The sequence below is a fragment of the Natronorubrum texcoconense genome, from assembly GCF_900100335.1.
Classification (GTDB): Archaea; Halobacteriota; Halobacteria; order Halobacteriales; family Natrialbaceae; genus Natronorubrum; species Natronorubrum texcoconense.
Genome location: NZ_FNFE01000007.1, coordinates 152,348 through 176,156, shown reverse-complemented (window position 1 = coordinate 176,156; position 23,809 = coordinate 152,348). Strand labels below are relative to the sequence as shown.

The following is a 23,809-nucleotide window of genomic DNA, read 5'->3' as shown; positions in this document are numbered from 1 at the left end:
GTGTCGACGTTCCTATGCGAGTCATGACACCGTCGCCCGAGGACGTCATTTCGATACTACTCGTGGAACCGGACCCCGAGAACGCGGATCTGTACGTCGATTCGTTCGCGGACGTTCCCACTCCAGCCGAGATTCACACCGTTCCCGACGGCGCGACCGCACTCGAGTTCGTTCACCGGCGCGGCGAGTACGCCGACAGTCCTCGACCGGACCTCGTGTTGCTCCCGTTCCGGCTGCCGGCGATCAGCGGCGAAGCCGTCCTCTCCGAGCTCAAAGGCGAGCCGGCGCTGAAATCGATCCCCGTACTCGTGCTGACGGCTCCGGACGACGAGGAGATTCGCCGATCGTACGAGCTTCACGCGAACGCGGTCCTGGAGAAGCCGGACAGTTCCGAGGGGGTCGACTCACTCGTTCGTCTCATCGAGCGTTTCTGGCTCGAGTTCGTCCGGTATCCTAAGGCAAACGCGTGAACCGTTGTCCGTCGGCCGGTACCACCGTTTCTCCTCGAGCCGGTCCCGTCTTCTCGTATCTCCGACCGGTATCGACCTCACCTCTCCCCACTGACCTCACCGACCTCACCTCTCCCCACTGACCTCACCTCGTTCCACCAACCTCTCCTCATTCTACTAACCCACTCACTCCACTGACCTCAGCCCTCGAGCAGCGCCGGGAGATCGTCGATCGATTCGATGACCGCCGCCGCGTCTTCGGCGGCGTACTTCTCTCGGCCCGCCTCGCCGGTGAGACCGCCCGTGAGGACGCCGACTCCGTGATACTCCCGCTCCGAGTCTGCCTCGGCCGCGTTGGTAGCCGTCCGAACGTCGTCTAACGTATCGCCGACGAAGACCACGGTGTCCGCGTCGAACCGGTCGGCGAGCGTCGTGAGGGCGTGCGGGTGCGGTTTCCCTTCCTCCCAGTCGTCCATCGTAAACCGGTGTTCGAGCGGGATCTCGCGCTCGAGTCCGACGCGTTCGAGGGCGATTTCGGCCTCGGCTTCCGGCCGGCCGGTCACGACGCCGACGTCGTAGCCCTCGAGCAAGTACTCGCGCGTTTCGTCGGCGAGCAGGATCGGTTCGTCGTGGATGAAGCCGCGGCTCTCGATGTCGGGGTCGCCGCCCTCGAGACCGCGATACAGGTCGGCACCCAGATACAACTGCTGGAACACGTCCCGGAGTCGCTCGCGATCCCAGCGGTTCGTCACGCGCTGGGTCGCCTGCGCGCCGAGTTCGTCGCGAACGGCGGCTTCGGCCGCCTCGAGACCGCCGCCTCGAGTCGCGATCTCGTCGGTAAACTCGTCGATCGACTGGCCGTAATTCTCGCTCGTCGCGAGCACGTACAGCGCCGCGGCGTAGGTCAGCTCCCAGTCGTTGTTGAACCCGCCGGCGTCTTTGAACTGCTGGATATCGGCCTTGCGGATCGTCCGATCGTAGACGTGCTCGATGGACTCGAGGATCGCGCGCCGGTAGGAGTCTTCGACGTCGACGAGCACGCCGTCGATATCGAGGACGACAGCATCTGCGTTCATGGCTGTTCAGACGGGGTCCCACGGATAAAGGGGATCGGATTCGCTTCTCGATAAAATTCCTCAAGTGGGTTGCAACGGTTATCGACTAACTCGAGCGTTCTGCTCACGCTGGCAGCAGTGATTTCCACACCTTCCCCAACCGATTTCTGCTCACGGGCGCGAAGCGCCCGTTCGCATGGTCCGCGGAACCGTTGGTTCCGCGCTACGCTCACTCCCTCCGATCGTTCGTTCATCCCCAGGAAGACGCTTTGCGTCTTCCACGCAGTCGCTCGGTTCACTCGCGACGACCTCGCACGGTTTTGAGGCACGGTTCGTCAGTGACTCACCGTGCCAAAGCGCGCGCCACCGCACGTGGGTCGACGCGCCGTCAGAATCCCAGCGAGCCGACCACGTAGAACGCGGCGACGCCCAGCGCCAGCGCGTAGAGCACGTCGGCCCAGAGCCACGAGAGCAGGTTCGCGAGGTAGATGACGAGGACGACGGGGACGCCGAGCAACACGACCGGCGACCGTCGCCACTCCGCCCTCGAGCGAGCCCAGAGCGTGTTCGCGTCGCCGGTGCTCGGAAACGCCTGCATGCCGATGGAAAGCCCCCACCAGCCCCAGAGTCCTGCGAGCGCGAGCGTCTCGCGCGAGGCCGCTGAGAGCGTGTCGAGAACGGCGGCCGGCGAGCCGGCGTCACCCGTCGTGCTCACGAGCCACGCGAGGCCGAGGAAGGCGGCGAACGCGACGACGGTGTTGACCAGAAACGGGGCGACGCTGATGACGAACGACGTGCGATAGCGCTCGGGGTGGTGGTGACGTACGTAGCCCGGCGGATTGCCGAACCTGAAGTAGACGACCTCGACGACGGGGACGCCGACGAGGTCACAGGCCTGCTTGTGGGCGAACTCGTGGACGACGACCCCGGGAGCGGTGAAGCAGACGAACGCGGCCGAGAGCAGGTAGCTGACGCCGGCGATGGCGGCCGTCAACACTACGAGCGCGACGACGACCGCAGCCGCGATCAACGCGTACTCGGCGGGCATCGGTTTCCGGAAGGGTTCGCATCCCGATAACTCGTTCGGACCGATCTATTAGGGGAGTCGAACGCGCATCGATCAGTCATCTGCCCGCATCGAGCGAGCCACGTACAGCGTCCCGGCGTCGACGGTCCGACGTTCGACCGGCACCGCGGGCTGATCGCCGCCGAGCGTCGTAAACAGGAAGTCGGCGCCAACCTCGCGAGCGACCTCGAGCGTCGGACGGTGGAGCTCCGGCGGGAGATTCAGCGCGTATATCGCGTCGGCGTCGGCGTAGCGGTCGAGGTCCGGATCGACGATATCGTCGCGGACGAATCGCACGTTCGACGGGCTCTCGAAGTCGTGAACGTCCGTCGCGGTGACGGCGACGCCGCAGTCTGCGAGCGCCGCCGCGACGTCGGTTCGGCGGCCGATTCCGACCTCGACGACCCGATCGTACTCCGAAAGCGTCTCGAGTAGGTCCGAGTTCCGGCGAGAGTGGGCCACGGCGGGACGTTTATGCCATCCGCGGCCATAGCAGTTTTCATGCTCGTCGATATCGTGCCGGTCGGCAACGTCCCCGCCAACGTCAAGCGGGCGGCTTCCTCCGCGTTGCGATCGGTATACGACTGCGACGTCACGATCAACGACGCCCAGTCGGTCCCCAACGGCGCGTACGACGCCGACCGGAATCAGTACGCCGCCGAAACGTTCATCCAGCTCGCCGAACGGATCGGCCGCGGAGAGAAAAACATCGCCGTCACGCCCCACGACCTCTTCTACCGACGGCGAAACTACGTTTTCGGACTCGCCTACCTCGACGGCAGCGGGAGCGTCGTCTCGACATACCGGCTCCAGACCTCGAGCGACGGCGGCTTCTCGAACCAGAGTGCGAACGATATCTTCCAGGACCGCGTCCGCAAGGAGATTGTCCACGAGATCGGTCACACCTACGGACTCGAGCACTGCGACAACAACCGCTGCGTGATGAACTTCTCGCCGACGGTGCGAGAGGTCGACATCAAAGAGGAGAACCTCTGTGGCTCCTGCCAGCGGCTGATTAGTTGAGCGGCGTCCGCTATCGCGAGCGAGCGAACGGGAACAACGACTTATTCCGTCCCATCCTACGAGCGGGTGACGACCGCTCCGCTCGCGCGGCACGAATCGGAACCGAACCGATCGACTCGAGCAGAGCCGACCGAAACGCTCGCTCGATTAGCGACTCGCCGCTCGAGCGCATCGGAGACGCATCGTCACCGACGTTTCCACCCTATAGAACCGTGACCGATACGACCGACGAACCCGACGAGATCGAGATCGAAATCGAGCGCGCGGAGCGCGGCGGGAGCGACGGCGACGACCGCGACACCGTCGACGCGCCGCCGAGAACGGAACGGAGCGGATCGGCCGGAACGTCGCCGCCCGCAGGCAGCCGCGCCAATCGCGCCGAGTCGTCGCCCGAACGGCGACTCGAGGACGAACTCGGACGGATCGATATCTCGACGACGAGCGAGGGGTACGTCGAGGGACACGTCACCGGACTCGAGTCGATCGACGAGACGACGGTTCGGCTCGACGCGTCGCTGCCACACGGCGAGACGGTGTCGTTCACGCTGGACAAACCGATCCCGTGGTCCGACGAGTTTCTGCTGGCCCGGATCGTCGAGGACGTCGGTTACGACGCGTCGTCGATCGGCCACCTGGTCGACGAGCGCGTCTATCTGGCCCGAGTCGACCTCGAGGAGTCCACAGACGAGAGCGAGGGCGACTGGTGGTCGTGGCCGTCGTCGGCACGCGCCGGCGGCTGGGACATCCTCGTCTCCTCGCTGTCCGGCGGACGATACCGCCTCGAACGGGACGTCGAACCCGAGTGGCGGCTGGTCGACCCACGGGAGCGACGGTCGAACGAAGACGCCGGCGACCGACTAACTCACGACACGACGATGCTCGGCGCGTTGCTGCTCGTGCTCGCGCCGCTCGTCGTCGCCGTCGGCGTCGCGTACGGACTGACCGGCGGACTGCTACTTTCGGCGACGGTCGTCGGCGTTGCGCTTTTGGGCGTAGTACTCTCGTTACTCGGTGGGGCTGCGCTCGTCCGCGGCGACGATTGAGGGCACTCGAGACCGCCTTCTCGGAGGCGCGTTCTGATCGTATTCCCGAAAACCAGCCCGATTCGTTCCGGCAGTACCAGCGCAGCGTCAGCGTCGGACGACGGACGGATGCCCGGGTCACGAGAGCACCCGCCGAACCCGCGCGACGAGTGCGGCCGGACTGAACGGTTTCGTCACGTAGTCGTCGGCCCCGAGATCGAACCCCCTGCGAACGTCCGCCTGCCGGCCGCGAGACGAGAGCACGATAACCGGGACGCCCTCGAGTCGGTCGTCGTTTCGAATCCGGCCGAGCACGCGAAAGCCGTCCAGTCCGGGGACCATGACGTCGAGCAGCACCAGATCCGGCGCCTCTCCGGTCGCCAGAAACGACCAACACTCCCGCCCGTCGGCAAGCGCGGTCGTCTCGTAGCCGTTCGATTCGAGTTTATGTACCAGCAGTTCGCGAAGCGAGTCGTCGTCCTCGAGGAGCAGGATGTGTGGCGTCTCGGGCGAGCGGTCGGCGGCGGTGTCGGCTGAACAGTCGGCGGCGGTGTCGGCCGGCTTGTTAGCGTCGTCACTCGATCCGCTGTCGGTCGTCGTCTCGTTCGTGTCGCCGTCGAGCCCGCTCGGACGATTCTCTCGTGCGGTCATGGACCGCTCGAAGACGTCTCGAGTCGTCCGTCCACGGGTGGACGTGACTCGCGACGGAACGCGTTTCCGTCGACGAACTCGGCAGCGAATCGACCCGCACCGACGGCGACGAGCCACCGGCGAGGCCGGTGGCGATCGCTGTCGTCGTCGAGATCACCCGCGCTCGGGCGACCGGTAGTCAGCAGCCCCCAATCCATTCGATCGGAGATTCCGGCCGAATCACTATAGAAGTTGCCCAGCGAGTCGCGCGTGAAAACAATCAGCCCACGCCAAGGTTACCAGTTAGTCGTCCTCAGGGTGCGTAGTAGTACTCGCCCTCGCGCTTCTGTTCGCGGTCGAGTTGGGAGTCGGGTTTGTTGATCCGCGGTCGAGAGGTTCGCTCGTCCCGACGGAAGGTGACCTCGAGGTTCGCGAGGAACTCGTTCATCCCGTCGCGCATCGGCTGTGGGGTGCCGGCGCGACCGTGGACGGCGGGTTCGCCGTCGAAGACCATCAATCGGTCCGCGAGGAGGTCGATCATGTAGATGTCGTGGTCGATGACCAGGACGGTGGCGTCCTGCTGTTCGGCGTACCGACGGATCGCGCTCGTCGCCTGCACGCGCTGTTCGACGTCGAGGTGGGCCGAGGGTTCGTCGAGCAAGTAGAGATCCGCGGAATCGGAGAGACAGGCCGCGATGGCCACCCGCTGGCGCTCACCGCCGGAGAGATCCGAGAGGTTCTGCTCCATGATCCGCTCGAGCTGGAGCGGTTGGGCGATCTCGGTGTTCCAGTACGAGGAGCCGAACTGGTCCGTGATCGAGGAGAGGAAGGCGTCGACCCGCATGTGCTGGTCGATGGTGACGTACTGCGGTTTGTAGGAGATCTCGAGGTCCAGATCGGCGTCGCCCTCGTCGGGCTCGAGGTTGCCCGTGAGGAGGTTCGCGAACGTCGACTTCCCGATCCCGTTGGGGCCGACGATGCCGAGCACTTCGTTTTGTCTGATCTCGCCGCCCTCGACGTCCAGACTGAACTCGCCGTCGCCGTAGCTCTTGGTGAGGTCGGGGTACTCGACGAGCGTCTCCCCGCGGGCCGAGCTGCGGGGCGCGTGCTCTTCGAACTCGATCGGGTTCGGCCGAATCCGCATGTTTTCGTTGTCGAGGTAGCCCGAGAGATACTCGTTGATCCCGTTACGGACGGATTTCGGTGCCGTGACGACACCGTACGCTCCGGGCTCACCGTAGGCGACGTGGAGCGTATCCGCGAGCAGATCGAGAATCGCCAGGTCGTGTTCGACCACGAGCATCGAGCGGTTCTCCTCTTCGGCGAGTTCGCGGATCAGCCGCGCGACCGTCACGCGCTGGCCGATGTCGAGGTACGGCGTGATCTCGTCGAGGAAGTAGAAGTCCGTATCGCGGGCCAGCGTCGCGGCGATCGCGACTCGCTGGAGTTCGCCGCCGGAGAGGTCGTCGATCGCCTGCTCCATGACGGGCCCGATCGAGAGCCGCTCGACCAGATAGTCGAGTTCGCCCCGCTCGTCCGTTCGCTCGAGCAGTTCACGAGTGTTGCCGTCGAAGCTGTTCGGAATCTGATCGACGTACTGAGGCTTTCGCGAGATGGTCATCTCGCCGTCGCGGACGTCCGCGATGTAGTCCTGCAGTTCCGTCCCGCGGTAGGCCTCGAGGACGTCGTCCCAGTCGACCGGCTCGTCATGACGGCCGAGGTTGGGCTCGAGTTCGCCCGCGAGGATGCGCACGGCGGTGGTCTTCCCGATCCCGTTCGGACCGAGAATGCCGGTTACTTTTCCTTCCTGTGGCGCGGGCAGCCCGTACAGCGAGAAGGCGTTCTCGCCGTAGCGGTGAGCCGGATCGTCCTGCAGTTCCTTGGGCAGGTTGATGATCTCGATCGCGTCGAACGGGCACTTCTCGACGCAGATCCCGCAGGTTTCTCCGAGACAGATCTCTTCGGAGATGTGGATCTGTTCGGGCTGGCCTTCGTCGGCTTCCTCGCCACGAAGCGTGATACACTCCTTGCCCGTGCGGTTCGGCGGGCAGTAGTTCTTACACTCGTAGCTACAGCGGTCGGGCTGGCACCGATCTAAGTCTACGACGGCGATGCTGTCGTCCGCCATGGTTACGCTGCTGCCTCCGCCGTGGTCAGCAGGATGCCCCACGTCACGAACCAGAACGAGAACGTCATGAAGACGATGAACAGGTAGTGTTTCGCCCCGAACTCGTCCTCACCGTAGATGCTCGTGAAGTCGAAGAGGATGAACTGGGCGAGGATCGCCCCCGCGACGAGCATGAGCGCGCGGAGATCGGTCGCGGCCGCGTCTAACGTGGCGGCGTCGCCCGTGATAGACATCGAGGCGAGTGCCGCGGCGACGCCGAGCAGCGCTGACAGCGACGTGACGCTGATCGAGCGGATGTGCTCGCGTCGGTCACTGATCGATTCGGTCGACATGGGAAGAAGTCCGAGTGCGGGGCTAAAAAGGCGTTCGGGTTGGTCTCGAAGTAGACCAACAGTCTGTTTTGGCGGGGCGTGTGAATACGGAAAGTTCCTCTACGATGAGATCACCCATTGAAGCGGGAAAGCCAACAGCTACGTTTTCTTTCGAGGTTGCCATCGCAACCATCCATATCAACGACCTTCCAGAGCAGCGTCAAGCGATTCACTCAAACATATAAAGAACCAGTAATTAAATGTCTCTTCCGGACTTTTGGGTCCTCAAAGCGTCGCTTTCATGATCTCCGAACAGATCAGACAGGACAAACGTCACAGGATTTATAACGTTCGAGAGTGAATCATCACTCAATGATACGGCGGACGTTCCTAGGCCTCGGTGCGATGTCTATTGCCGCCGGGGCGCTGTACAGTACCAACGCGTTTACGTCCGCTAGCGCTGGTCGTGGTGTGGCTGTCAATGCCGCTGACGGCACAGATGCTCTCCTCGGTATCGATAATGTCGATTCGAGTGATGATCCTGTATTCATAAACAACACGTCACTGGAAATGGAAGTAACGTTAGAAGAGAGTGACACTGAGATCACTTTCGATGGCAATTCATCGCCGTTTAGTTTTCCGTTGCCACCTACCGAGATCAGGAGTGTAGAAATAGAAGCAACGGACGACTCTGAGAACGCGTTTGTCGATATCACAGCCGATTTATCCGAGAACGGAACCAGCAGGGGACAGATCACACTACAACGCGACTTCAGCGTATCACCAGCCGAATCGATCGAATTTACTGGTGAGGCGAGATCACCCGGTGGAAGTGGTACCTATAGATTTACCCTTAGAAACGTTGGAAACGTTGATATTACGTTTACAGGGGTGCGAATTGACCAAACAACAGCCGAGTCGCCGACTCGGTCCGCGGGATTAGAATTAAATAATCAAACGGTCGTCGAAAACGATTTACACATCGGTGAGGATGGCCCGTTAGTCTCCTTCGATGGTGTCACGATAGAGGCTGGCCAAGATAACTTCGAAGGACGGTTCGGTCAGTTCAGACCAGGTGGCGGGCCGGGGAATAGTCCAGCCAGTATGGATGGAGAAGACCTGCGCGTGACGTTTCAGTTCGAAGCATCTGGTGAAACATTCACGAGCACTACTGACTTGTGTATCGATGGCTGTGACCTTGACTAACGGTCCCTATCTCTGCTCGTTGAGTTCGACTATGTACCCAAGAGAAACGTTAGCCACCAGTATCACTTTCGGGACAACCAACCCAACCACAACGAACGGTAGGTAGTACGCCAAACTACGGAGGCCGCTCCATTTCCCCTAGTCGCATCCGCCGGCTCTCTACCACGTGCACAATCGCAGACACCGCAAACAGCGCGAACACCAGCGTCGCCCAGCCGAGTTCGGGAACCGTCTCCGTTGGCACGACCTCGAGCCACAGCCCTCCCATCACAATCGCACCGACAACAGTCAGTCCTAGATAGTACATACCCCACGGAATCGAGTCTGACGGGACGACGTCGAGGTAGACGTCTAGCTCTGTCGCTTCCTCGGTGAGTTCGATCGTACGGTCGTCGAACTCGATCATGTCGGCTCGCTCGAGCGTCGGCAGGTGGGTCTGTTGTAAGGACGTGTAGACCCGCTTTCGCTCCGCGGAGGTGAGTTCCTGAACCTCTTTGTCGAGCTCCCAGGCAGCGACGTGTTCGGCGAGGTCGCCCAGCGTTACTGGTTCGTCCTCGCGCTTGCAGTAGTGGATGGCGTACCGGCGACGGTGGTTACTCAGCAGGTCGAAAATTTCACCTCTGTTCGAATCCTTAACCATCTTGCCTGCCATCTGATACCCCGTACTGTTGTGAAAGAACGCCTTTCCGATACATAATCCTTCTCGCCGAAGGATGGCATCTACACTCACTCGCCACGATCTTTCCAGCAGCCCATTATATTCTTCAATAAAAATGGATAATGAAACCAGTTAGAGAGGCGAAAAGTAGAAAGAATATGGTCCCACCGGGGCTGTTCTCAATCACCAACGCATTCGATATCGACCGTTCGGTCGAGGTCGATTGTTACCGCCCCACCACTTGCTTCGATACCGATCGTTATCGTCGCGGACCAATCCTCTTGATCGCCATACCCGAACAGAGAACCGCTCGCAGGGCAGCTAAAATCTCCACGTACAAAATTTCCGTCGGTGTATTCGAGGTCATCGATTATATCGTCACCATCGTCCTCAAACGAGATCTCTTCGACGACGAGTTCGCCAGATGGTATGTTATCTTTCACTTCGACGAGTTCCCGTTCGGTGTATTCGTATGGGCCACAGGCGAGAAAGCAAAACCCGCCACCGTCACTATCGTCGCTCGCCAGTTCCAGCGTTCTGGCCTCGTTCGAGTACTCGAGTCCGAGAAACGCATTTGCGTCGTCAGCGGTCTCAATTCCGACACCTCGGTCAGCGACCTGCGTGTCGAACGCACCGCTCGAGCCGATCATCACCAACCCACTGATGAGAAGGAGACGCCGAGATATGTGACCTGTCGCATCTGTTTTAGTTGATTGAGCTGGTGTGGCGAGTGGTCGAATAGTTCATAATTCGACGATGTTGACTTGACTCTTGGCGTCAAGTGCGCCGTTACAGCGTCTAAATCGGGTCTAGACAGGGCTAGCCGATCACAATGTAATCGGTATCGATGTCGATTCCCGTCTCGGTCGACTGATGATCTCCCGTACTGCCAGCGGACTCCCCAGTTCCAACTGAAGGGGAGTTACCTGCACTGGAACTTCCCTCACCGAGGTCGACATCGACGTCACCGACCTCACCGACACCGTCAGAGCCGCCGTGACTCACGTTAGTTTCGTCACCGCCACCGGGTATGATCGTAATACTCGGTGTGTCAGGATTGACGCCTGCACGTTCGACCTCAACGTAGACGATCAGGTCGTTGAAGTTCGGGTCGTACGTTTGATCGGGGTACTGCTCGTAGGTGTCGATCGCGTCGTCCCAGAGCGCGTCGATACCGTCCTCGTCCGTCGTTTCCGTGTTCTCGAAGAGGAACACGAACTCACCGGGGCCGAGATCGAGCTCATCGCCGCTGTCCGCGATCAGTCCCTGTTGCTCGAGGACCTCAGTTGCGCTCAGCTGTTGGTCGTTACCTGCGGGAAGGGCGGGAATCGTGTTGTTTTCCGCGCTCCGAACCCGAACGTTCTGCAAGTTCTCGCCCTGGGACGCGTCGATCGGTCCGAACGCCTCGCCGCTTGGTGCATCAGTACACCACATGAAGTCCCGGTCGGTCGGACCCGAATAGTGCGGGAGCGTGTTCGGATCGGTGGACTGCGATTGACAAGTGTTGTGTCTCGTGTTCCGCAACGTGAGTTCGATCTCGTCGTCCACGGAGAAATTGTACCGGTAACTGTCGTCGCTCTTGTCCTGCCAAGTCGGGCCGGTGTTGATGTTATCTCCGCCGTCGGGGTTCTCGAAGGAGTGTACCTCATTCTCGTCAGCCAGTATGTCCAACGTCATCGGGGCCAGATTGTGGACCGATTGAGGGAACAAGCCAGACCACATTGTACCGTCACCAGACACCTGTGAGCCGAGGACTTCGACGGTCACTTCAGCGTCTTCGATTTCACCTAGCCCCACTCGTCCGGGGTCGATTCCGGCGTCGACATCGAACGTGACACTGTCCGTCCCATCATCCGTGTGAATCGTCGCTTCGTACTCGCCATCGATGAGGTTGCTCTCATTGAGTGCCAGTTCGATGGTGTCCGATTCGCCGAACGATCGTTCGACGGTGTTCTCACCGAGATAGCCGTAGGGACTGTCTCCCTCGAGCTCCTCCGGAAGGTCATCAAGATATTCGAGTTCGAAGCCGATGTCCTGAGAGCCGGATTCGACGCCGAGGTTCGTGATGTTGGACGTAACCGTGACGTAGTCGTCGTCGTGCGTCGCGTTCGTCTCCGAGGCCTCGAAGTACGTGCCAGAGTAGCCGGCGTAGAACGTGCCGGGTGTGGTCATCGAACTGTTTTCAGTTGAAACGTTGTACTCGTATACTGACCCGGCCTCGAAGTCGTCGGTATCGATCTCGAACGCGACGGTTTCGGATTCGTTCGACTCGAGCGTCACCGTTTCGGGCTCGGGTTCGCTACCTGATTCGCCCGGAAGTGACAGCGCCACGTCCTGCGTTTCGGTGGTAAGATTCGTGTTCGTGACCTCCGTTCCGATCGTGAACGTCTCCTCCGTCACGTCGACGCGTTGGTCGCCGGTGTCTCCGGGTCCGTCGAGCACGCCGTGGTCCGCGGTGACGACGATCCCGTCTCCCTCCTGCCCGCCACTGATGTTGAGTATGCCGTGTGCGCTGTCGTTGTCAGTTGCGATGGTGAACGGATACTCCCCGCCTGGCCAGGCGCTCTCGTTTATCGTCCACTCGACCGTCCCCTCGGCTCCGTAGTCGAGCTCGAGTTCCTGTTTTACGCCGTCGATGTCAGGGTGATCGAACTCGAGTGAGATGTCCTGAGCGTCGGCACCCGTCGCGTTCTCGACACCCTGGTTCCAGATGTCCGCGCTGATCGTGATGTTTTCGCCGTCTGATGTCGTTTCATTGCCGGTGACGTTGAAGTGCGTTCCTGGTTTTCCGAGGTAGAACTCGCCGGGAGTGTCGAGCGACTCGTCGTTGATGTCAAACGAATACTGGTACTGGTAGGTTTGGCCAGGGATTAGATCGTTTTGATAGACGTTTGAATTGATTCGAACGTCTCGATCGCGAATACCGGGTCCGACGCCCAAATTTTGTGTTTCGGAAACTGGAGTTCCGAGAATAGAGACAGTCGCATCTGGTGTAAGGGCTGAGCCGCCAGTGTTGTTTAGTTGCATTGCGAAGCGGAGTTGGTCACCGAAGACCACTCGCTGATCGCTACTTCCAACCGTGTCCGTCAGGCCTTTGTCTTCCTCGAGAATCAGTTCCGGATCATCTGATGTCTCCCTAACCCCTGTTACCTTTGCTTCGACGGTTTCGGCGTCCGAATCGTGCGAGATCTCGGCACCCTCGAGTGTGTCCTCAAGGTGCCGATTCCACCCGTCGTGATAGGAACTCTCGATTCGGATCGCGACATTATTTCCATCGGATTCGCTGGCTGCATTGGTGATGTTTTCGGCCAATTCGTCGCTTCGTTCGTGGTCCGCCCGCGCAACAGGATCAGAACTCGAGAGTTCGTCCTGATCGAGGAGCATAATATTGAACTGGACGGACCTATTCTCCTCGTCGGATTCATTTTCGTAGCTGATTCCGGGCTCCGAGATGATTCGCGTCTCCGAACCGGTGTCCTCCCAGATCGCACCGCCCTGGTGGGCAATCGTTCGGTCCTCGAGTTCGAACTCGAGGGCACCGAGTTTTGCGGACGCGGTTCGATTGTCGTCGTCCCACGGGATATCATCAGCCTCGGTGTCGTTGTACCAGACGAACTCGATCTGTCCTTCGTCGGCGACGTCGATCTGGCACTCCGAAATATCGGTCGACGGCATCGACCGCTGCTCACCGGTCCCGGCGACCGTCGCGAGTTGGTGATCCGTTTCGTCCATACAGAGATGCGCTCGCTCGCGTTCGCTCTCCGATTCGAACGTATCGAGCATCGGCGAACCGATAAGAAAGAGCAGTGCTGTCGCTGCAATCACCATCCCTATGAGGAGTACGAGACCGACGATGGGGCTCACTCCCCGCTTTTCCCGAGAGCAAGACCCCTGGTTGTTCCCACCTGCACCAGCCATTGTATCCCACTAAAACATTGTGACTATAAATATATTCAGGAACGTTTACTGATCGGCAGTCTCGACTCTACACCCTCGAGAACGCGGTTTCGAAGTGGGACGGTAAGTTGCGGTAGCAGATATCAATAGTCCCTGACCAAACGGAGTCGAGAGACAAAATCGACATCTAGCCAGGTTCGGTGACCGTTCCAGCCTCACACGCGATTTCGACTGGTCGGTCGAGGTCGACGGAAACGGTTTGGCCATTCGCCTCGAGATCGACCGTTCCCGTTTGACTAGCGGAATGTTGTACGGCTTCGCCGGATCCAATCGGACTCTGACACGCATCGCCGACGAGGGAACCACCTGTGCATTCTGCATTGCACCGGATCGAAGCCTCGAGGGTGTACTCGTCTCCATCGCTCTCGACCACGGTAGATTCGATCGACGGATTATCATTGAAGCCTGCTATCTCGTTGATATCGATTGTCTCGAACTCTGCTGTTGCCGTCTGATCACTAACGGAGAGCAGTATTTCATTGTATGTGAACTCGCCGTCGGAGCAGTACTGGAAAAACAAGAACCCACTCTGTTCTGTACAGATGAACTCTCCCTCTTCCGCAGAGAGGATCGTATCGGAGTGATCGAGCCCGACGAGGGCATCTTCGTCGTCTGCAGTGCCGGCACTGACACCCCGGTCGGCGAGCGTCGAATCGAACGCGCCGCTCGAGGCGACGAAGACGAGCGCCCCACAGACGAGCAGTCCCAATCCGAGATACGTTATCGTACGCATGTGACACCTGTTCGAGCAATCGGTAGGAGCCGCCGTCCACAGAGATCAGTCCAACTTCGATTGGAGCAGCGATGGACCAGTGCTAACTCGTCGATTCTACTCAATTGCTATCTGGATACATTCTGTACGGCTAACATATGAGCGTTCTGGCCTGGTACATTTCATCGGTCTCATCATCATAGCCGGAACGGCCTCGAGAGCCCTGTTCTGCCTCGAATTTGATCGTGCCGATTACGAGGGGTCAGAAGTCGATACAGAGCCGTTCAGGACTGTCTTGAACAAGTGTATTGATCGGCTTTCAGTACTTCTGGCAACCTAATACAAAGTGGGTAGCGTTTCTGGTATGGGGTAAGGACCGCGTTCCGAACCCGCCTCGAGATGGTGGATATCGACGCGGTTGTATGGAGATCATAACCATGAGAATGAATCGACGCAACGTGTTAGTTGGACTGGGTACGATTGTCGCGGGCGGCGGAGCTGCGCTTGGGACGGGTGCGTTTAGTAGTGTGGAAGCAGATCGATCTGTAACCGTCGAAACTACCGGTGATGGAGATGCATACCTCGGTATTTCAGTTGATGGCGACTATGCTACTGATGATAGTAGTGGAGATGGTGCAGCCGAAATCAATCTCGGGGAAAGCTACAACGACGATGCCGTCACGACCGTCAACGGGGTATTGACTCTAACAAACAACGCTGCTGATGATGAAGAGATTCACGTGAGCTTTGGAGATGATGAGTCCCACTCCTCTACTGCTGAAATAGATATTGACGGTGCAGTTGTCGAGTTCACGCTGAACGAAACCAATGGTGGAGAATACCAGAGCCTCAGTAATAATGAGAGCGTAGAGATTAATGCTGAAATTGATACAAGAGAAGATCCGCTAGAGAGCGGAGGAGATCCTGAGGATCTAACACTCTACGCAGCTGACCCATAATGACCAGATAGAAGGCTCATCTGTGGGCTTCCGCAACGAGAATCAGCTACGGCTCTTCCCCCAGCTATAGATCCGTGCTATAGACGCCAATTCCGAATGCCATCCACCAAAATCCTACTCACCGCTGCAGCAGCCTGCTTTCTCCTCGCGCTTGCAGTCCCAACAGTAGCAATTACGGTGGGTGAAAACACGGCATCCGATGATGTCGTCCTCGAGCCAACCTCCCAATACGCCTCACTCGACGACAACGACGAACTCCAACTCGACCTCGAGAAACTCAACAACCAGGCACACACCACGTTCGATGACGTCTTCTCGATCACCGTCAACGACAATGCAGTCGAACGGGTCTGGATCGAGAACGACATCACGGGTCTCGAGTTCTACCAGGGCGGAGACCAATCGGATACACTCACGGAGTCCAATCCTCTCGAGCCATCAGCCGCCGAGACGACAAATATCGGCGTCGCAATCGACACGCACATTGCTCACAGTGGCACGGAGACGTTCACGATCCACGTCGAGTACGAGGACGAAGAGGAAGACGACGACCATCCGAGTGGCATTGAACTCACGAGTTTCGAGGTCGAGCCGACCAAACTCGAGACAGGCGAAAACGTAACTGCGAACGCGACCTACGAGAATGTCGGCCGGACGACCAAAGAAACGACGGCGCAGCTCACCGTCGACGGCACCGTCGTCGACACCGAAACGCTCGAGATCGGACCCGGCGAAAACGAGTCGGCCGTCTTCGAGCGGCAGATGCAGTGGCCCGGGCGGTACGAGGTCGGTATCGACGGGATCGCGAGCGAGACGGTCACCGTCGAAGGACCGCCGATCGACGTCCTCGAGGCATCCGTCACCACCACCGAGATCACGGCCGGCGACAGCGCGACGATCGAGGCCACGGTGTCGAACCCGACCGAGCAGCGAGTGCAGCGCACGCTCGAGCTCGCGGTCGACGGTATCGTCGTCGACACGAGGACGGTGCCGATCGACCCGAACGGGGAGACGACGGTGACGTTCGAGCGGCAGTTCGACGACGCGGGGACGTACAATATTGCGATCAGCGGCGTGGAAGCGGGGTCGGTCACCGTCACGGAGCCAGCCACGATCGCGATTCAGAACCGCGAGCTGTCGGCGGCGGCGACGGCTGCCCTCGCGCCGCCGATGGCGATGGGCTTTCTGTTCCTGGGTATCGCCGCGAACCGCCGGTGGGCGTTCGTTCCGATGCGGTAGCGAATCACCGGAGGGCTGCCCCGTAGGGTCAAACGCCGACTCTCGGGGAGTTTAAGGTGTTTGCTTTCTAAGTGAATCAGTAATTGAATAGTCGGTACAGAATGATATTCTCCGAACAAACACGATGACGTCGGCCACACTTCTTAAACGAGGGTTGGGGCTGGCCGTCGCCGTCTGCATCGTCCTCCTACTGGTCGGACAATTATTAGGACAGCCGATCCTGCTCGGCTACGTTGCGACCGGCAGCATGGAGCCGACGATGAACGCCGGCGACGGCTTCGTCGCGGTCCCGAGCATCGCGACCGGCGACGTCGAGGAGGGGGACATCGTCGTCTTCGAGGCCCGTGAATTACACGACGGCGAACTGACGACCCATCGCGTGATCGGCGAAACCGACGAGGGCTACGTCACCAGAGGGGACGCCAACCCCTTCACCGATCAGGACGGCGGCGAGCCACACGTCACGGACGGCCAGATCGTCGCCACGGCGTGGCAAGTCAACGGTGAGGCCGTGACGCTTCCGTACCTCGGCACGGCGATCATGGGCGTCCAGAGCGTCGCGGAGTCGGCCTACGGAACGGTCGCGTCGGTGCTCGGGCTGACGACGACGGCCGACTCGGAGGGACTCGGCGCGATGCTGGTTGCCTTCGGCGTGGCCCTGCTCGGCTTCGGAACGCTCCTCGAGCGACTCGGCCCTGGACGACGCGAGACGCGCCGCTCGCGCTCCCGCGAGAACGTTATCGCATTCTGGACGGCGCTGGGGCTCGTTTTGCTCGTGTTCGTCACGTTCGCGACCGCGGCGATGGTCGTTCCCGCCGGCACCGCCGAGTACGAACTCGTGAGCACGGACTCGCCGTCCGACGATCCACAGGTACTCGCTCCCGGTGAGACGGCAGAACTTACGCGGACCGTCGACAACGCGGGCTATCTCCCGATCGTGGCCGTCCACGACGCCGCGAGTCGAAACATCGCGGCGGACCCCGGCTCGCAGACGGTCGGGATACGCTCGAGCGGGGAGACGACGGTCTCGCTTACCGCACCCGAGGAGACCGGCGAGTACACGCGACACCTCGGAGAGTACCGGTATCTCGCCGTGCTCCCGCCGTCCGTGATCGTCTGGCTCCACGGGCTGCACCCGCTCGCGGCGATCGCCGCGGTCAACGGCGTCATCGTCGGCGTCACCGTCGCGATCGTCCTCGCGATTTTCGGGTACAACGACCTGCGCGTTCGATCCGCGGGATCCCACGTTTCGCTGTCGACTCGGCTCCAACGGAAACTTCGGGAGTGGCTGTGAGGGGGCGTAACACGGTGGTGTAGCCGATAGCTTAAAATAGACGCCATCGTCAGCCAGTATCGTTATAATGGTTGCCTTGTATGAATGTACGCATACGTGTCTTCCGATCGGTCTGGGAACGGCCCGAACCGGTCGCTGCGGGGAACGGACGCCAGGGGGACTGGCTCCGGGGGAATTTGAACTGTGATCGACAATCCGCGTCTCGAACTACTGCTCGCCGAATACGGCCGTCCGATCGTGATCGCTCTGGTCGTGATCGGTGCGCTCGCGCTCCTCGCGAGCGGTTGGGCCGTTGCGAACCCGTCGACGACGACCGAGGCCCAGTACGGCGAAGAGCGCGTCTCGAGCGACCTGCAGACGAGCGCCGTCGTCGTTCAGGACGGGACGCTCTGGAACGAGGGCGATCGACTCGAGAACAGCGAAGTCTACATGCTGAACGCCTCGCCCGAACTGACGCTCGAGGCCGGGACCGAACTGCGAAACGAGAGCGGCGGGACGCCGATCGACGACGGCGAGGTGACCCACGAACTCGAGGTGCGCTACGAGGCGACCCGAAACGACCAGTCGTTCTGGAACGAGAGCCACACCGTGATCGACGGCTCGCCGGCGGTCGAGGACGGCGTCGCAACGTCCGAAACGACGGTCGACGTCGAATCCTACCGGGATCGTCAGCAGGAACTCGAGAGCGAGCTGAGCGGCGTCGGCGACGTCGACATGGCGTTCGTCCTCCACGTCGAGTACGATACCGGAACCAATCAGGGAACCCAGCGCGAGTCGACGATGTTTCGCGTGACCGACACCGCCTATTGGCTCGAGGAGTCGGTGTCCGCGTCCGACACGCACACCCACCAGACGGGAACGATAGAGACGACCGAGTCACAGAGTCTCGCCGCTATCGCGGGACTCTCGCTGCTCGGGACGCTCTCGCTCGCAGCCGGTGCGTTCGTCGCCCGACGATCGCCGATCGACGAGGACGCCGCCCGGCGTGCGGTTCACGAACGGCGCTACGCCGAGTGGATCTCGCGCGGTTCGATTCCGATGTGGATCGGCGACTATCACGTCTCGCTCGACACCTTAGAGGACGTCGTCGACGTCGCGATCGACACGAACGAGCGCGTCGTTCACGACACGCAGCGCGGTCTGTTCGCCGTCGTCAACGACGGCGTCGTCTACTACTACAGCGAACGCGGGCTCTGGGAGGAGACCGCCTGGCCGGAGATGAACCTGGAGGAACAGCCGGCGGTCGCCGACGGCGAGCCGGCGCTCTCGGCCGACGAGATGGAACTCGAGGGCAACGAGGAGTTCGCCGATCCCGAAGACGGGTTCGACGACGACGAGGACGTCTGGCAGAAGCTGTGAGAGCGGTGGCGACCCGAGCTGCACACGTTTCGAACGCGAAGCCGATCACAACACGGCCACCGGCGATCCACGGTCCCCGAGTTGCACGGAGTACGCCGGCGATCACCGAGCAATTGACAACGAGACGGACAGTCGCTCGCGACTCCCGCAAGCTTCGCCAGAACCTGACTATCCGGTCAAATCGCTATTTCGGCAGTTACGAACCACCACGGCCTACTTTACTGGACGTACGCTATCGTAATCTTTCACGATAGTCGCGGCTCGTAAGGCTCAACTTTTATGCTGCTGGGTGCTTTCGATTCGTAGTATGGCAGAGACCGACGGGGAGGACATCGAAGATTTGCCACCGAGTGCCAAACTCGTTTTCAAGGTGCTCGAGTACGATGGGCCGTTGACCCAGAAACAGATCGTCGAGGAGTCGATGCTGTCGGCTCGAACGGTCCGATACGCGCTCGAGCGACTCGAGGAGATCGGGATCGTCGACGAGGATATCTATTTTGCTGACGCACGTCAGAGTCTCTACCGGATCGAAGAGCCTGTCGCGGCCGACGGCAACGGCGTCGACGAGTCACCGAAAAAAGACGCCTGCTGTGCCGAATAGCGGACGACAAACAGGAGGATTATTTTAACGGCGTAACCGTCCCCCTGCATGGACAAGGAGAGGCTCCCGCGGTGGGGATGGCTGCTAATCGGTCTGTTCGGGATGGCGATCGTCGCTAACACGCTCAACATTGCCGTTCTCGGGCCGGCGGGACTACCCGACGAGTATCAGGTGATCACCGTGATCACCTCGATGGCGCCGGTGTTGATCTACATCGGGATCTGGTACGACGAGGATCGACAGGAGTACTGGGAGCAGACGCGAGAACACATCGCGGGTGATCTGGTGTTCGTCGTCACGGGAGCCGCGATCGGGTCGGCGATCGTCCTCGTCCCGATCGTCGATCTCGGTCTCCCGCGTATCGTCCAGGACATCATCGCGATGGCGGCCGGGTTCATGCTCTCGTGGGGGCTGTTCTGGTGGCGCAACACGGAGGTCTACAGCGGTCTCTAACGGGCTGGCGGTCGCGCGTGACAGCTCGGTATTGGCGGTCACACGTGCAGCTTTCTACTGGCAAACAGGGCAGTAACTGCCTCAGGCGACGTATCTGGGAATGAGTACGGACTGACAGTCAGGGATCGTCGGTTCGGCCGGCGATCCCCGGCGTCGGTGGGGTAGCCCGTTTGTGCTGCGTTTCGGCACAGAGCCACGCGATCGAGCGGGCGGTCTCGCGATCGATACCGAGTGCGTCCGCGGCGTCGCCGATCGGTTCGTCCAGTTCGACGAGCCGCTGGAGGAACGGGTCGATGACCTCGTAGGAGGCCCCGAGTTCGTCGGCGTCGGTCTGATCCGCCCAGAACCCCGCCGTCGGCTCCTTGCTGACGATGCGTTTCGGAACCCCGATCCGTTTGGCGAGCGCGCGCACCTCCGTCTTGTAGAGGTCGCCGATCGGATACGTGTCGGCCGCACCGTCGCCGTACTTGGTGAAGTAGCCGAGCAACCACTCGGAGCGGTTCGCCGTCCCGAGGACGAGTCGACGCTGGCGGTTCGCCGCGTAGTACGCACAGATCATCCGCAGGCGTGCGATGACGTTGCCGGTCGCGTGGGTGCGCTCGTGTGGGCGGTCGTCGTCATCGGTGGCGGCGGGCTCGAGCGACTCCACGACCGTCCCCTCGAACGCCTCGAGGATCGGTCGCAGCTGGATCTCTTCGAACTCGATCCCCAGCCCCTCCGCGATAGTCCGGGCTTCGCTGACGCCCGTCTGTTCGGATTTGTGGCAGGGGAGACCGAGTCCGAGGACGCGATCGCTGCCGAGCGCTTCGACGGCCAGCGCGGCCGTGACGGTCGAGTCGATTCCGCCGCTCATCGCGACGACGGCGCCCTCGGCGCTCGCGTCCTCGACGGTCGACCGAATATCGCTCACGATCCGCGAGCGCACGGTCTCGAGTCCCGGTCGGTCCGTAATGAACGATCTGTCCGGCTGTCCGACGTCCGAGTAGACGACTGTCTTCCTATCTGCTCCCATAGAGGTCAAACACCATGTTGTGTTACGTTCTATTCAACATTCGTCTCGTATAAATGCTTACTCCTTAAACAGCTAGTAGTAGTTGGTCAGATTGGACGACACTCGGCCAGCACACGGGATATTTCGTGCTAGTATTTACCATTACTGAGTGTGGCGGATTCCACAGTATACGGGTCGTCGATATCGCCTCTTTCCACGCTTCAACAGCCGCCTCCGGCACGTTTCACGGCGCACGACCGCCGTTCGATATCGGATGGATACAATTATGTTCGAACAGTTTGATTCCGAAGACGGTTACAACTCCCTGTTGACATGAACCCCTCTCTCGCGGACCGCTCCCTCCGACTCCGAATGCTCGTCGCGCTCGGCCTGATCGTCTGCCTGCCGTTCGCGTTCGTCTACACGTTCGTTTTTCTCGCGAACACGGTCGGCATCGCGCTTCTCGAGTGGGCCAACGAGCGGCCGTACCACGGCGAGTTCTACGTCGATCCGCTGGTCCTCTCCGTCGTCGTTCTCGGCGGTCTCGCCGTCCAGTACCGGTTCGGCCCGCGAACCGTTCTCGGCTCGCTCGACGCGCGCGACGTCGACGCGAGCGAGTACCCCGACCTCCACGCCACGGTCACGCGACTCGCCTCCCAAATCGACCTCGCGAAACCCGACGTCGCCGTGATCCGAAGCGAGGCCCCCAATGCGTTCGCCGTGGCCGGCGGCGGTCACGAACGCGTCGTCGTCACGACCGCGCTCCTCGACCAACTCGCGGACGACGAACTCGAGGCCGTCCTGGCCCACGAACTCGCTCACCTGAAGAATCGGGACGCGAACCTGATGACCGTCGCGTGGCTGTTGCCGACGATCACCTACTACCTCGCCGTCGTCGCGTTCTACGTCCTCTACGGGCTCGTCCGGCTGTTTGGGAGCGGATTCACCGGTGGGTCGAGCGGCGGTGGCGGCGACAGCGACGGCCGCGGACTGCTCGTCGCCATCGTGGTCATCGTCGTCTGTGCCGTCGTGACGCTGACCGTCTCGGCGATGTTCTGGCTCGCGAGCGTGCTGTTCTATCGCGTGCTCTCCCGACAGCGCGAATACGCGGCGGACGAAGCCGCGGCGACGATCACTGGCTCCCCCGCGGCGCTCGCGAGCGCGCTCGAGACGATCGACGGGGCGATGCCCGAGGTCCCAGACAAAGACCTACGAAAGCTCGACGGCGGGGCGGAGGCGCTCTACCTCGCGCCGCTCGAGAGTCGCGATTTCGGCTCGAACGAACTCGTTAGCACGGACATCTTCCCCGAAACGCACCCGCCGACGGCGGAGCGAATCGACCGACTTCGCGAACTGGAACGGGAGGGCAGATGACTGGAGGTCGAATCAGTAGACGCCGACTGCTCGCAGCGGTCGGAACGGGCCTCACGACGGGGCTCGCCGGCTGTGGCTACCAACCCGGTGGCGGCGAACTCGACTGGCAGTTCGATGTCGGTAGCCTTTCGTCCGGCGGCCCGTCCGACGAGACGTGGCTCACCGACGGCGACTCGTGCTACAGGATTCGTAACCGTAGCGGCCGTACGTTCCAAAGCGGCGATACCGGTGTCAACTTCGTCGACGTCGACGACGCTCGCATCACCACCTATCACGAAACCGGCGACCAGCGCTGGAGTCAGAACGCCGACCGACAGTACGTCGGCGAACCCGCGGTCGCCGACGGTCGTGTTTATCTGGCGCTCGAGGACGGCGGCGTAACGGCGCTCGAGGCGCCGGCGGACGACGAGGACGATCCCACACCGCGCTGGACGGCCGACTGGGAGGGACCACCGCTCTCGCTGTCCGCCGCCGGCGACGCGCTCGTCGGCCGCCACGAGGTCGGGGTGGTCGGCTTCGATGCGAACGACGGCACCGAACGGTTCGCGCTCGAGGACGAGTCGCTCGCCGCTGACGCAGTCGCCGACATCGCGCTCGCAGGCGACCGCCTGTGGCTGCTCAGCACGAGGGGTCCTGGCGAGACGGATGCCGACAACGAGCCGGAGGCCCCGACGCTGTACGGAATCGGCGACGACGGCACCGTCGAAGCGAGTCGGTCGCTGCCCGTCGACACTCACTGGCTCGAGACGGTCGGTTCGGACGCACTGCTCGGCGTCGACGACGAACTGTGGGCGGTCGCGGCCGACGGCGACCGGCGGTTCGCGCTTCCACTCGAAGGATCGACGGAGAGCGCTACGCCCGTCACCGTCTCGGAGACAGAGTGGTGTTATCAATATTCGGACGGCACGCTCGAGGCGATCGACGTCTCTGCCGGCGACGTCGTCTGGCGACGCGACGAGTACTCGTTCCGCGAGACGCCGGTCGCCGACCGTGACGGAATATACGGCTGGGGATCGGGGCCCGAGATGGACGGCTGCGGACTGGCCGCGGTGACGAGTGATGGGGACGGGTGGTGGGAAGCGTCACCGGCCGACGGACGTGGCTGTCTGGGAACCCTCTTGCTCGTTGGCGATCGACTGGTCGTCGTCGTTGACGGGACCGTCTACGGCTACCGGAAAGCGCCCGGAAGCCGGTATACGATCGTTTGATACCCCTTCGTTGGGCCGTTCGTTTTCAGGCCACTGACTTTTTCTCGTCGGGTTCGCTCACTCCGTTCGCGACCCACTCTCTGCTCACGGATTCGAAGAACCCGTTCGCACGGT

General features: G+C 61.2%; 23 protein-coding genes. 12 read left to right on the top strand and 11 right to left on the bottom strand.

Going from position 1 to position 23,809, the window contains the following annotated elements; translation table 11 throughout:
• Positions 1-14 precede the first annotated feature (14 nt).
• A complete protein-coding gene (locus BLT08_RS18890; RefSeq protein ID WP_245724281.1) occupies positions 15-470 on the top strand; it encodes a response regulator in 456 nt (151 codons plus the stop codon).
• A 179-nt stretch (positions 471-649) separates the two neighbouring features.
• On the opposite strand, the gene BLT08_RS18885 is transcribed toward BLT08_RS18890, so the two are convergent.
• From BLT08_RS18885 to BLT08_RS18875, 3 genes are all read right to left on the bottom strand, one after another.
• A complete protein-coding gene (locus tag BLT08_RS18885; protein ID WP_090311066.1) occupies positions 650-1,525 on the bottom strand; it encodes a TIGR01548 family HAD-type hydrolase in 876 nt (291 codons plus the stop codon).
• 367 nt (positions 1,526-1,892) lie between these two features.
• Positions 1,893-2,552 carry a metalloprotease family protein gene (locus BLT08_RS18880; protein WP_090311065.1) on the bottom strand — a complete coding sequence of 220 codons (660 nt, stop codon included), beginning with the start codon at positions 2,550-2,552 and terminating at the stop codon, positions 1,893-1,895.
• Between the two features lie 72 nt (positions 2,553-2,624).
• Entirely contained in the window at positions 2,625-3,032 is a 408-nt protein-coding gene (locus BLT08_RS18875) for a UPF0146 family protein (protein WP_090311063.1), read from the bottom strand.
• 39 nt (positions 3,033-3,071) lie between these two features.
• Here BLT08_RS18875 and BLT08_RS18870 point away from each other — a divergent pair, with 39 nt between their 5' ends.
• Complete coding sequence (locus tag BLT08_RS18870; protein ID WP_090311061.1) at positions 3,072-3,593, top strand: archaemetzincin family Zn-dependent metalloprotease; 522 nt, start codon at positions 3,072-3,074, stop codon at positions 3,591-3,593.
• A gap of 212 nt (positions 3,594-3,805) precedes the next feature.
• Positions 3,806-4,636, top strand: coding sequence for a hypothetical protein (locus BLT08_RS18865; RefSeq protein WP_245724280.1), 831 nt, complete (start codon positions 3,806-3,808; stop codon positions 4,634-4,636).
• Positions 4,637-4,753: 117 nt separating this feature from the next.
• On the opposite strand, the gene BLT08_RS18860 is transcribed toward BLT08_RS18865, so the two are convergent.
• The 3 genes from BLT08_RS18860 to BLT08_RS18845 all read right to left on the bottom strand — a co-directional run bounded on the left by BLT08_RS18860 (position 4,754) and on the right by BLT08_RS18845 (position 7,705).
• Entirely contained in the window at positions 4,754-5,266 is a 513-nt protein-coding gene (locus tag BLT08_RS18860) for a response regulator transcription factor (protein ID WP_090311058.1), read from the bottom strand.
• 292 nt (positions 5,267-5,558) lie between these two features.
• Positions 5,559-7,373 carry a ribosome biogenesis/translation initiation ATPase RLI gene (locus BLT08_RS18850; RefSeq protein WP_090311054.1) on the bottom strand — a complete coding sequence of 605 codons (1,815 nt, stop codon included), beginning with the start codon at positions 7,371-7,373 and terminating at the stop codon, positions 5,559-5,561.
• 2 nt (positions 7,374-7,375) lie between these two features.
• Entirely contained in the window at positions 7,376-7,705 is a 330-nt protein-coding gene (locus BLT08_RS18845; RefSeq protein WP_090311053.1) for an EMC6-like membrane protein, read from the bottom strand.
• 450 nt (positions 7,706-8,155) lie between these two features.
• Between BLT08_RS18845 and BLT08_RS22705 the strand changes: the two genes are divergently transcribed.
• Positions 8,156-8,890 (top strand): hypothetical protein, encoded by a 735-nt coding sequence (locus BLT08_RS22705; protein ID WP_139171337.1) that lies wholly within the window; start codon positions 8,156-8,158, stop codon positions 8,888-8,890.
• Between the two features lie 115 nt (positions 8,891-9,005).
• Here the strand turns inward: BLT08_RS22705 and BLT08_RS18840 are convergent, their stop codons facing one another.
• The 4 genes from BLT08_RS18840 to BLT08_RS18825 all read right to left on the bottom strand — a co-directional run bounded on the left by BLT08_RS18840 (position 9,006) and on the right by BLT08_RS18825 (position 14,238).
• Complete coding sequence (locus BLT08_RS18840) at positions 9,006-9,530, bottom strand: DUF7344 domain-containing protein (RefSeq protein WP_090311359.1); 525 nt, start codon at positions 9,528-9,530, stop codon at positions 9,006-9,008.
• A 197-nt stretch (positions 9,531-9,727) separates the two neighbouring features.
• Positions 9,728-10,198, bottom strand: a complete 471-nt coding sequence (locus tag BLT08_RS18835) for a hypothetical protein (protein ID WP_090311051.1) — start codon at positions 10,196-10,198, stop codon at positions 9,728-9,730.
• 169 nt (positions 10,199-10,367) lie between these two features.
• Positions 10,368-13,466 carry a DUF7289 family protein gene (locus tag BLT08_RS18830; protein ID WP_090311050.1) on the bottom strand — a complete coding sequence of 1,033 codons (3,099 nt, stop codon included), beginning with the start codon at positions 13,464-13,466 and terminating at the stop codon, positions 10,368-10,370.
• A 166-nt stretch (positions 13,467-13,632) separates the two neighbouring features.
• A complete protein-coding gene (locus BLT08_RS18825; RefSeq protein ID WP_090311048.1) occupies positions 13,633-14,238 on the bottom strand; it encodes a hypothetical protein in 606 nt (201 codons plus the stop codon).
• 401 nt (positions 14,239-14,639) lie between these two features.
• Here BLT08_RS18825 and BLT08_RS22700 point away from each other — a divergent pair, with 401 nt between their 5' ends.
• From BLT08_RS22700 to BLT08_RS18800, 6 genes are all read left to right on the top strand, one after another.
• Positions 14,640-15,176, top strand: a complete 537-nt coding sequence (locus BLT08_RS22700) for a hypothetical protein (protein ID WP_139171336.1) — start codon at positions 14,640-14,642, stop codon at positions 15,174-15,176.
• A 96-nt stretch (positions 15,177-15,272) separates the two neighbouring features.
• On the top strand, positions 15,273-16,415 hold the full coding sequence (locus tag BLT08_RS18820; RefSeq protein ID WP_090311047.1) for a CARDB domain-containing protein: 1,143 nt from the start codon (positions 15,273-15,275) through the stop codon (positions 16,413-16,415).
• Positions 16,416-16,539: 124 nt separating this feature from the next.
• A complete protein-coding gene (locus BLT08_RS18815) occupies positions 16,540-17,709 on the top strand; it encodes a signal peptidase I (RefSeq protein WP_090311045.1) in 1,170 nt (389 codons plus the stop codon).
• 183 nt (positions 17,710-17,892) lie between these two features.
• Positions 17,893-19,068, top strand: a complete 1,176-nt coding sequence (locus BLT08_RS18810; protein WP_090311043.1) for a DUF5305 domain-containing protein — start codon at positions 17,893-17,895, stop codon at positions 19,066-19,068.
• Positions 19,069-19,375: 307 nt separating this feature from the next.
• Positions 19,376-19,669 (top strand): winged helix-turn-helix transcriptional regulator, encoded by a 294-nt coding sequence (locus tag BLT08_RS18805; protein ID WP_090311042.1) that lies wholly within the window; start codon positions 19,376-19,378, stop codon positions 19,667-19,669.
• A gap of 48 nt (positions 19,670-19,717) precedes the next feature.
• A complete protein-coding gene (locus tag BLT08_RS18800) occupies positions 19,718-20,122 on the top strand; it encodes a hypothetical protein (RefSeq protein ID WP_175529380.1) in 405 nt (134 codons plus the stop codon).
• Positions 20,123-20,240: 118 nt separating this feature from the next.
• Here BLT08_RS18800 and BLT08_RS18795 read toward each other — a convergent pair whose 3' ends face one another.
• Entirely contained in the window at positions 20,241-21,134 is an 894-nt protein-coding gene (locus BLT08_RS18795) for an NAD+ synthase (RefSeq protein WP_090311038.1), read from the bottom strand.
• 312 nt (positions 21,135-21,446) lie between these two features.
• Between BLT08_RS18795 and BLT08_RS18790 the strand changes: the two genes are divergently transcribed.
• Positions 21,447-22,487 (top strand): M48 family metalloprotease, encoded by a 1,041-nt coding sequence (locus BLT08_RS18790; RefSeq protein ID WP_245724279.1) that lies wholly within the window; start codon positions 21,447-21,449, stop codon positions 22,485-22,487.
• Complete coding sequence (locus tag BLT08_RS18785; RefSeq protein ID WP_090311037.1) at positions 22,484-23,695, top strand: outer membrane protein assembly factor BamB family protein; 1,212 nt, start codon at positions 22,484-22,486, stop codon at positions 23,693-23,695. Before BLT08_RS18790 ends, BLT08_RS18785 begins: the two co-directional genes overlap by 4 nt.
• Positions 23,696-23,809: the final 114 nt, after the last annotated feature.

What these genes read in the sequence shown, in the direction of transcription:
- BLT08_RS18885 (WP_090311066.1), bottom strand. Translation starts at nt 1,525, where the DNA reads ATGAACGCAGATGCTGTCGTCCTCGATATCGACGGCGTGCTCGTCGAC.
- BLT08_RS18845 (WP_090311053.1), bottom strand. Translation starts at nt 7,705, where the DNA reads ATGTCGACCGAATCGATCAGTGACCGACGCGAGCACATCCGCTCGATC.
- BLT08_RS18830 (WP_090311050.1), bottom strand. Translation starts at nt 13,466, where the DNA reads ATGGCTGGTGCAGGTGGGAACAACCAGGGGTCTTGCTCTCGGGAAAAG.
- BLT08_RS18805 (WP_090311042.1), top strand. Translation starts at nt 19,376, where the DNA reads ATGGCAGAGACCGACGGGGAGGACATCGAAGATTTGCCACCGAGTGCC.
- BLT08_RS18860 (WP_090311058.1), bottom strand. Translation starts at nt 5,266, where the DNA reads ATGACCGCACGAGAGAATCGTCCGAGCGGGCTCGACGGCGACACGAAC.
- BLT08_RS18840 (WP_090311359.1), bottom strand. Translation starts at nt 9,530, where the DNA reads ATGGTTAAGGATTCGAACAGAGGTGAAATTTTCGACCTGCTGAGTAAC.
- BLT08_RS18835 (WP_090311051.1), bottom strand. Translation starts at nt 10,198, where the DNA reads ATGATCGGCTCGAGCGGTGCGTTCGACACGCAGGTCGCTGACCGAGGT.
- BLT08_RS18850 (WP_090311054.1), bottom strand. Translation starts at nt 7,373, where the DNA reads ATGGCGGACGACAGCATCGCCGTCGTAGACTTAGATCGGTGCCAGCCC.
- BLT08_RS18880 (WP_090311065.1), bottom strand. Translation starts at nt 2,552, where the DNA reads ATGCCCGCCGAGTACGCGTTGATCGCGGCTGCGGTCGTCGTCGCGCTC.
- BLT08_RS18815 (WP_090311045.1), top strand. Translation starts at nt 16,540, where the DNA reads ATGACGTCGGCCACACTTCTTAAACGAGGGTTGGGGCTGGCCGTCGCC.
- BLT08_RS18820 (WP_090311047.1), top strand. Translation starts at nt 15,273, where the DNA reads ATGCCATCCACCAAAATCCTACTCACCGCTGCAGCAGCCTGCTTTCTC.
- BLT08_RS18870 (WP_090311061.1), top strand. Translation starts at nt 3,072, where the DNA reads ATGCTCGTCGATATCGTGCCGGTCGGCAACGTCCCCGCCAACGTCAAG.
- BLT08_RS18795 (WP_090311038.1), bottom strand. Translation starts at nt 21,134, where the DNA reads ATGGGAGCAGATAGGAAGACAGTCGTCTACTCGGACGTCGGACAGCCG.
- BLT08_RS22700 (WP_139171336.1), top strand. Translation starts at nt 14,640, where the DNA reads ATGGAGATCATAACCATGAGAATGAATCGACGCAACGTGTTAGTTGGA.
- BLT08_RS18800 (WP_175529380.1), top strand. Translation starts at nt 19,718, where the DNA reads ATGGACAAGGAGAGGCTCCCGCGGTGGGGATGGCTGCTAATCGGTCTG.
- BLT08_RS18790 (WP_245724279.1), top strand. Translation starts at nt 21,447, where the DNA reads ATGAACCCCTCTCTCGCGGACCGCTCCCTCCGACTCCGAATGCTCGTC.
- BLT08_RS18890 (WP_245724281.1), top strand. Translation starts at nt 15, where the DNA reads ATGCGAGTCATGACACCGTCGCCCGAGGACGTCATTTCGATACTACTC.
- BLT08_RS18825 (WP_090311048.1), bottom strand. Translation starts at nt 14,238, where the DNA reads ATGCGTACGATAACGTATCTCGGATTGGGACTGCTCGTCTGTGGGGCG.
- BLT08_RS18785 (WP_090311037.1), top strand. Translation starts at nt 22,484, where the DNA reads ATGACTGGAGGTCGAATCAGTAGACGCCGACTGCTCGCAGCGGTCGGA.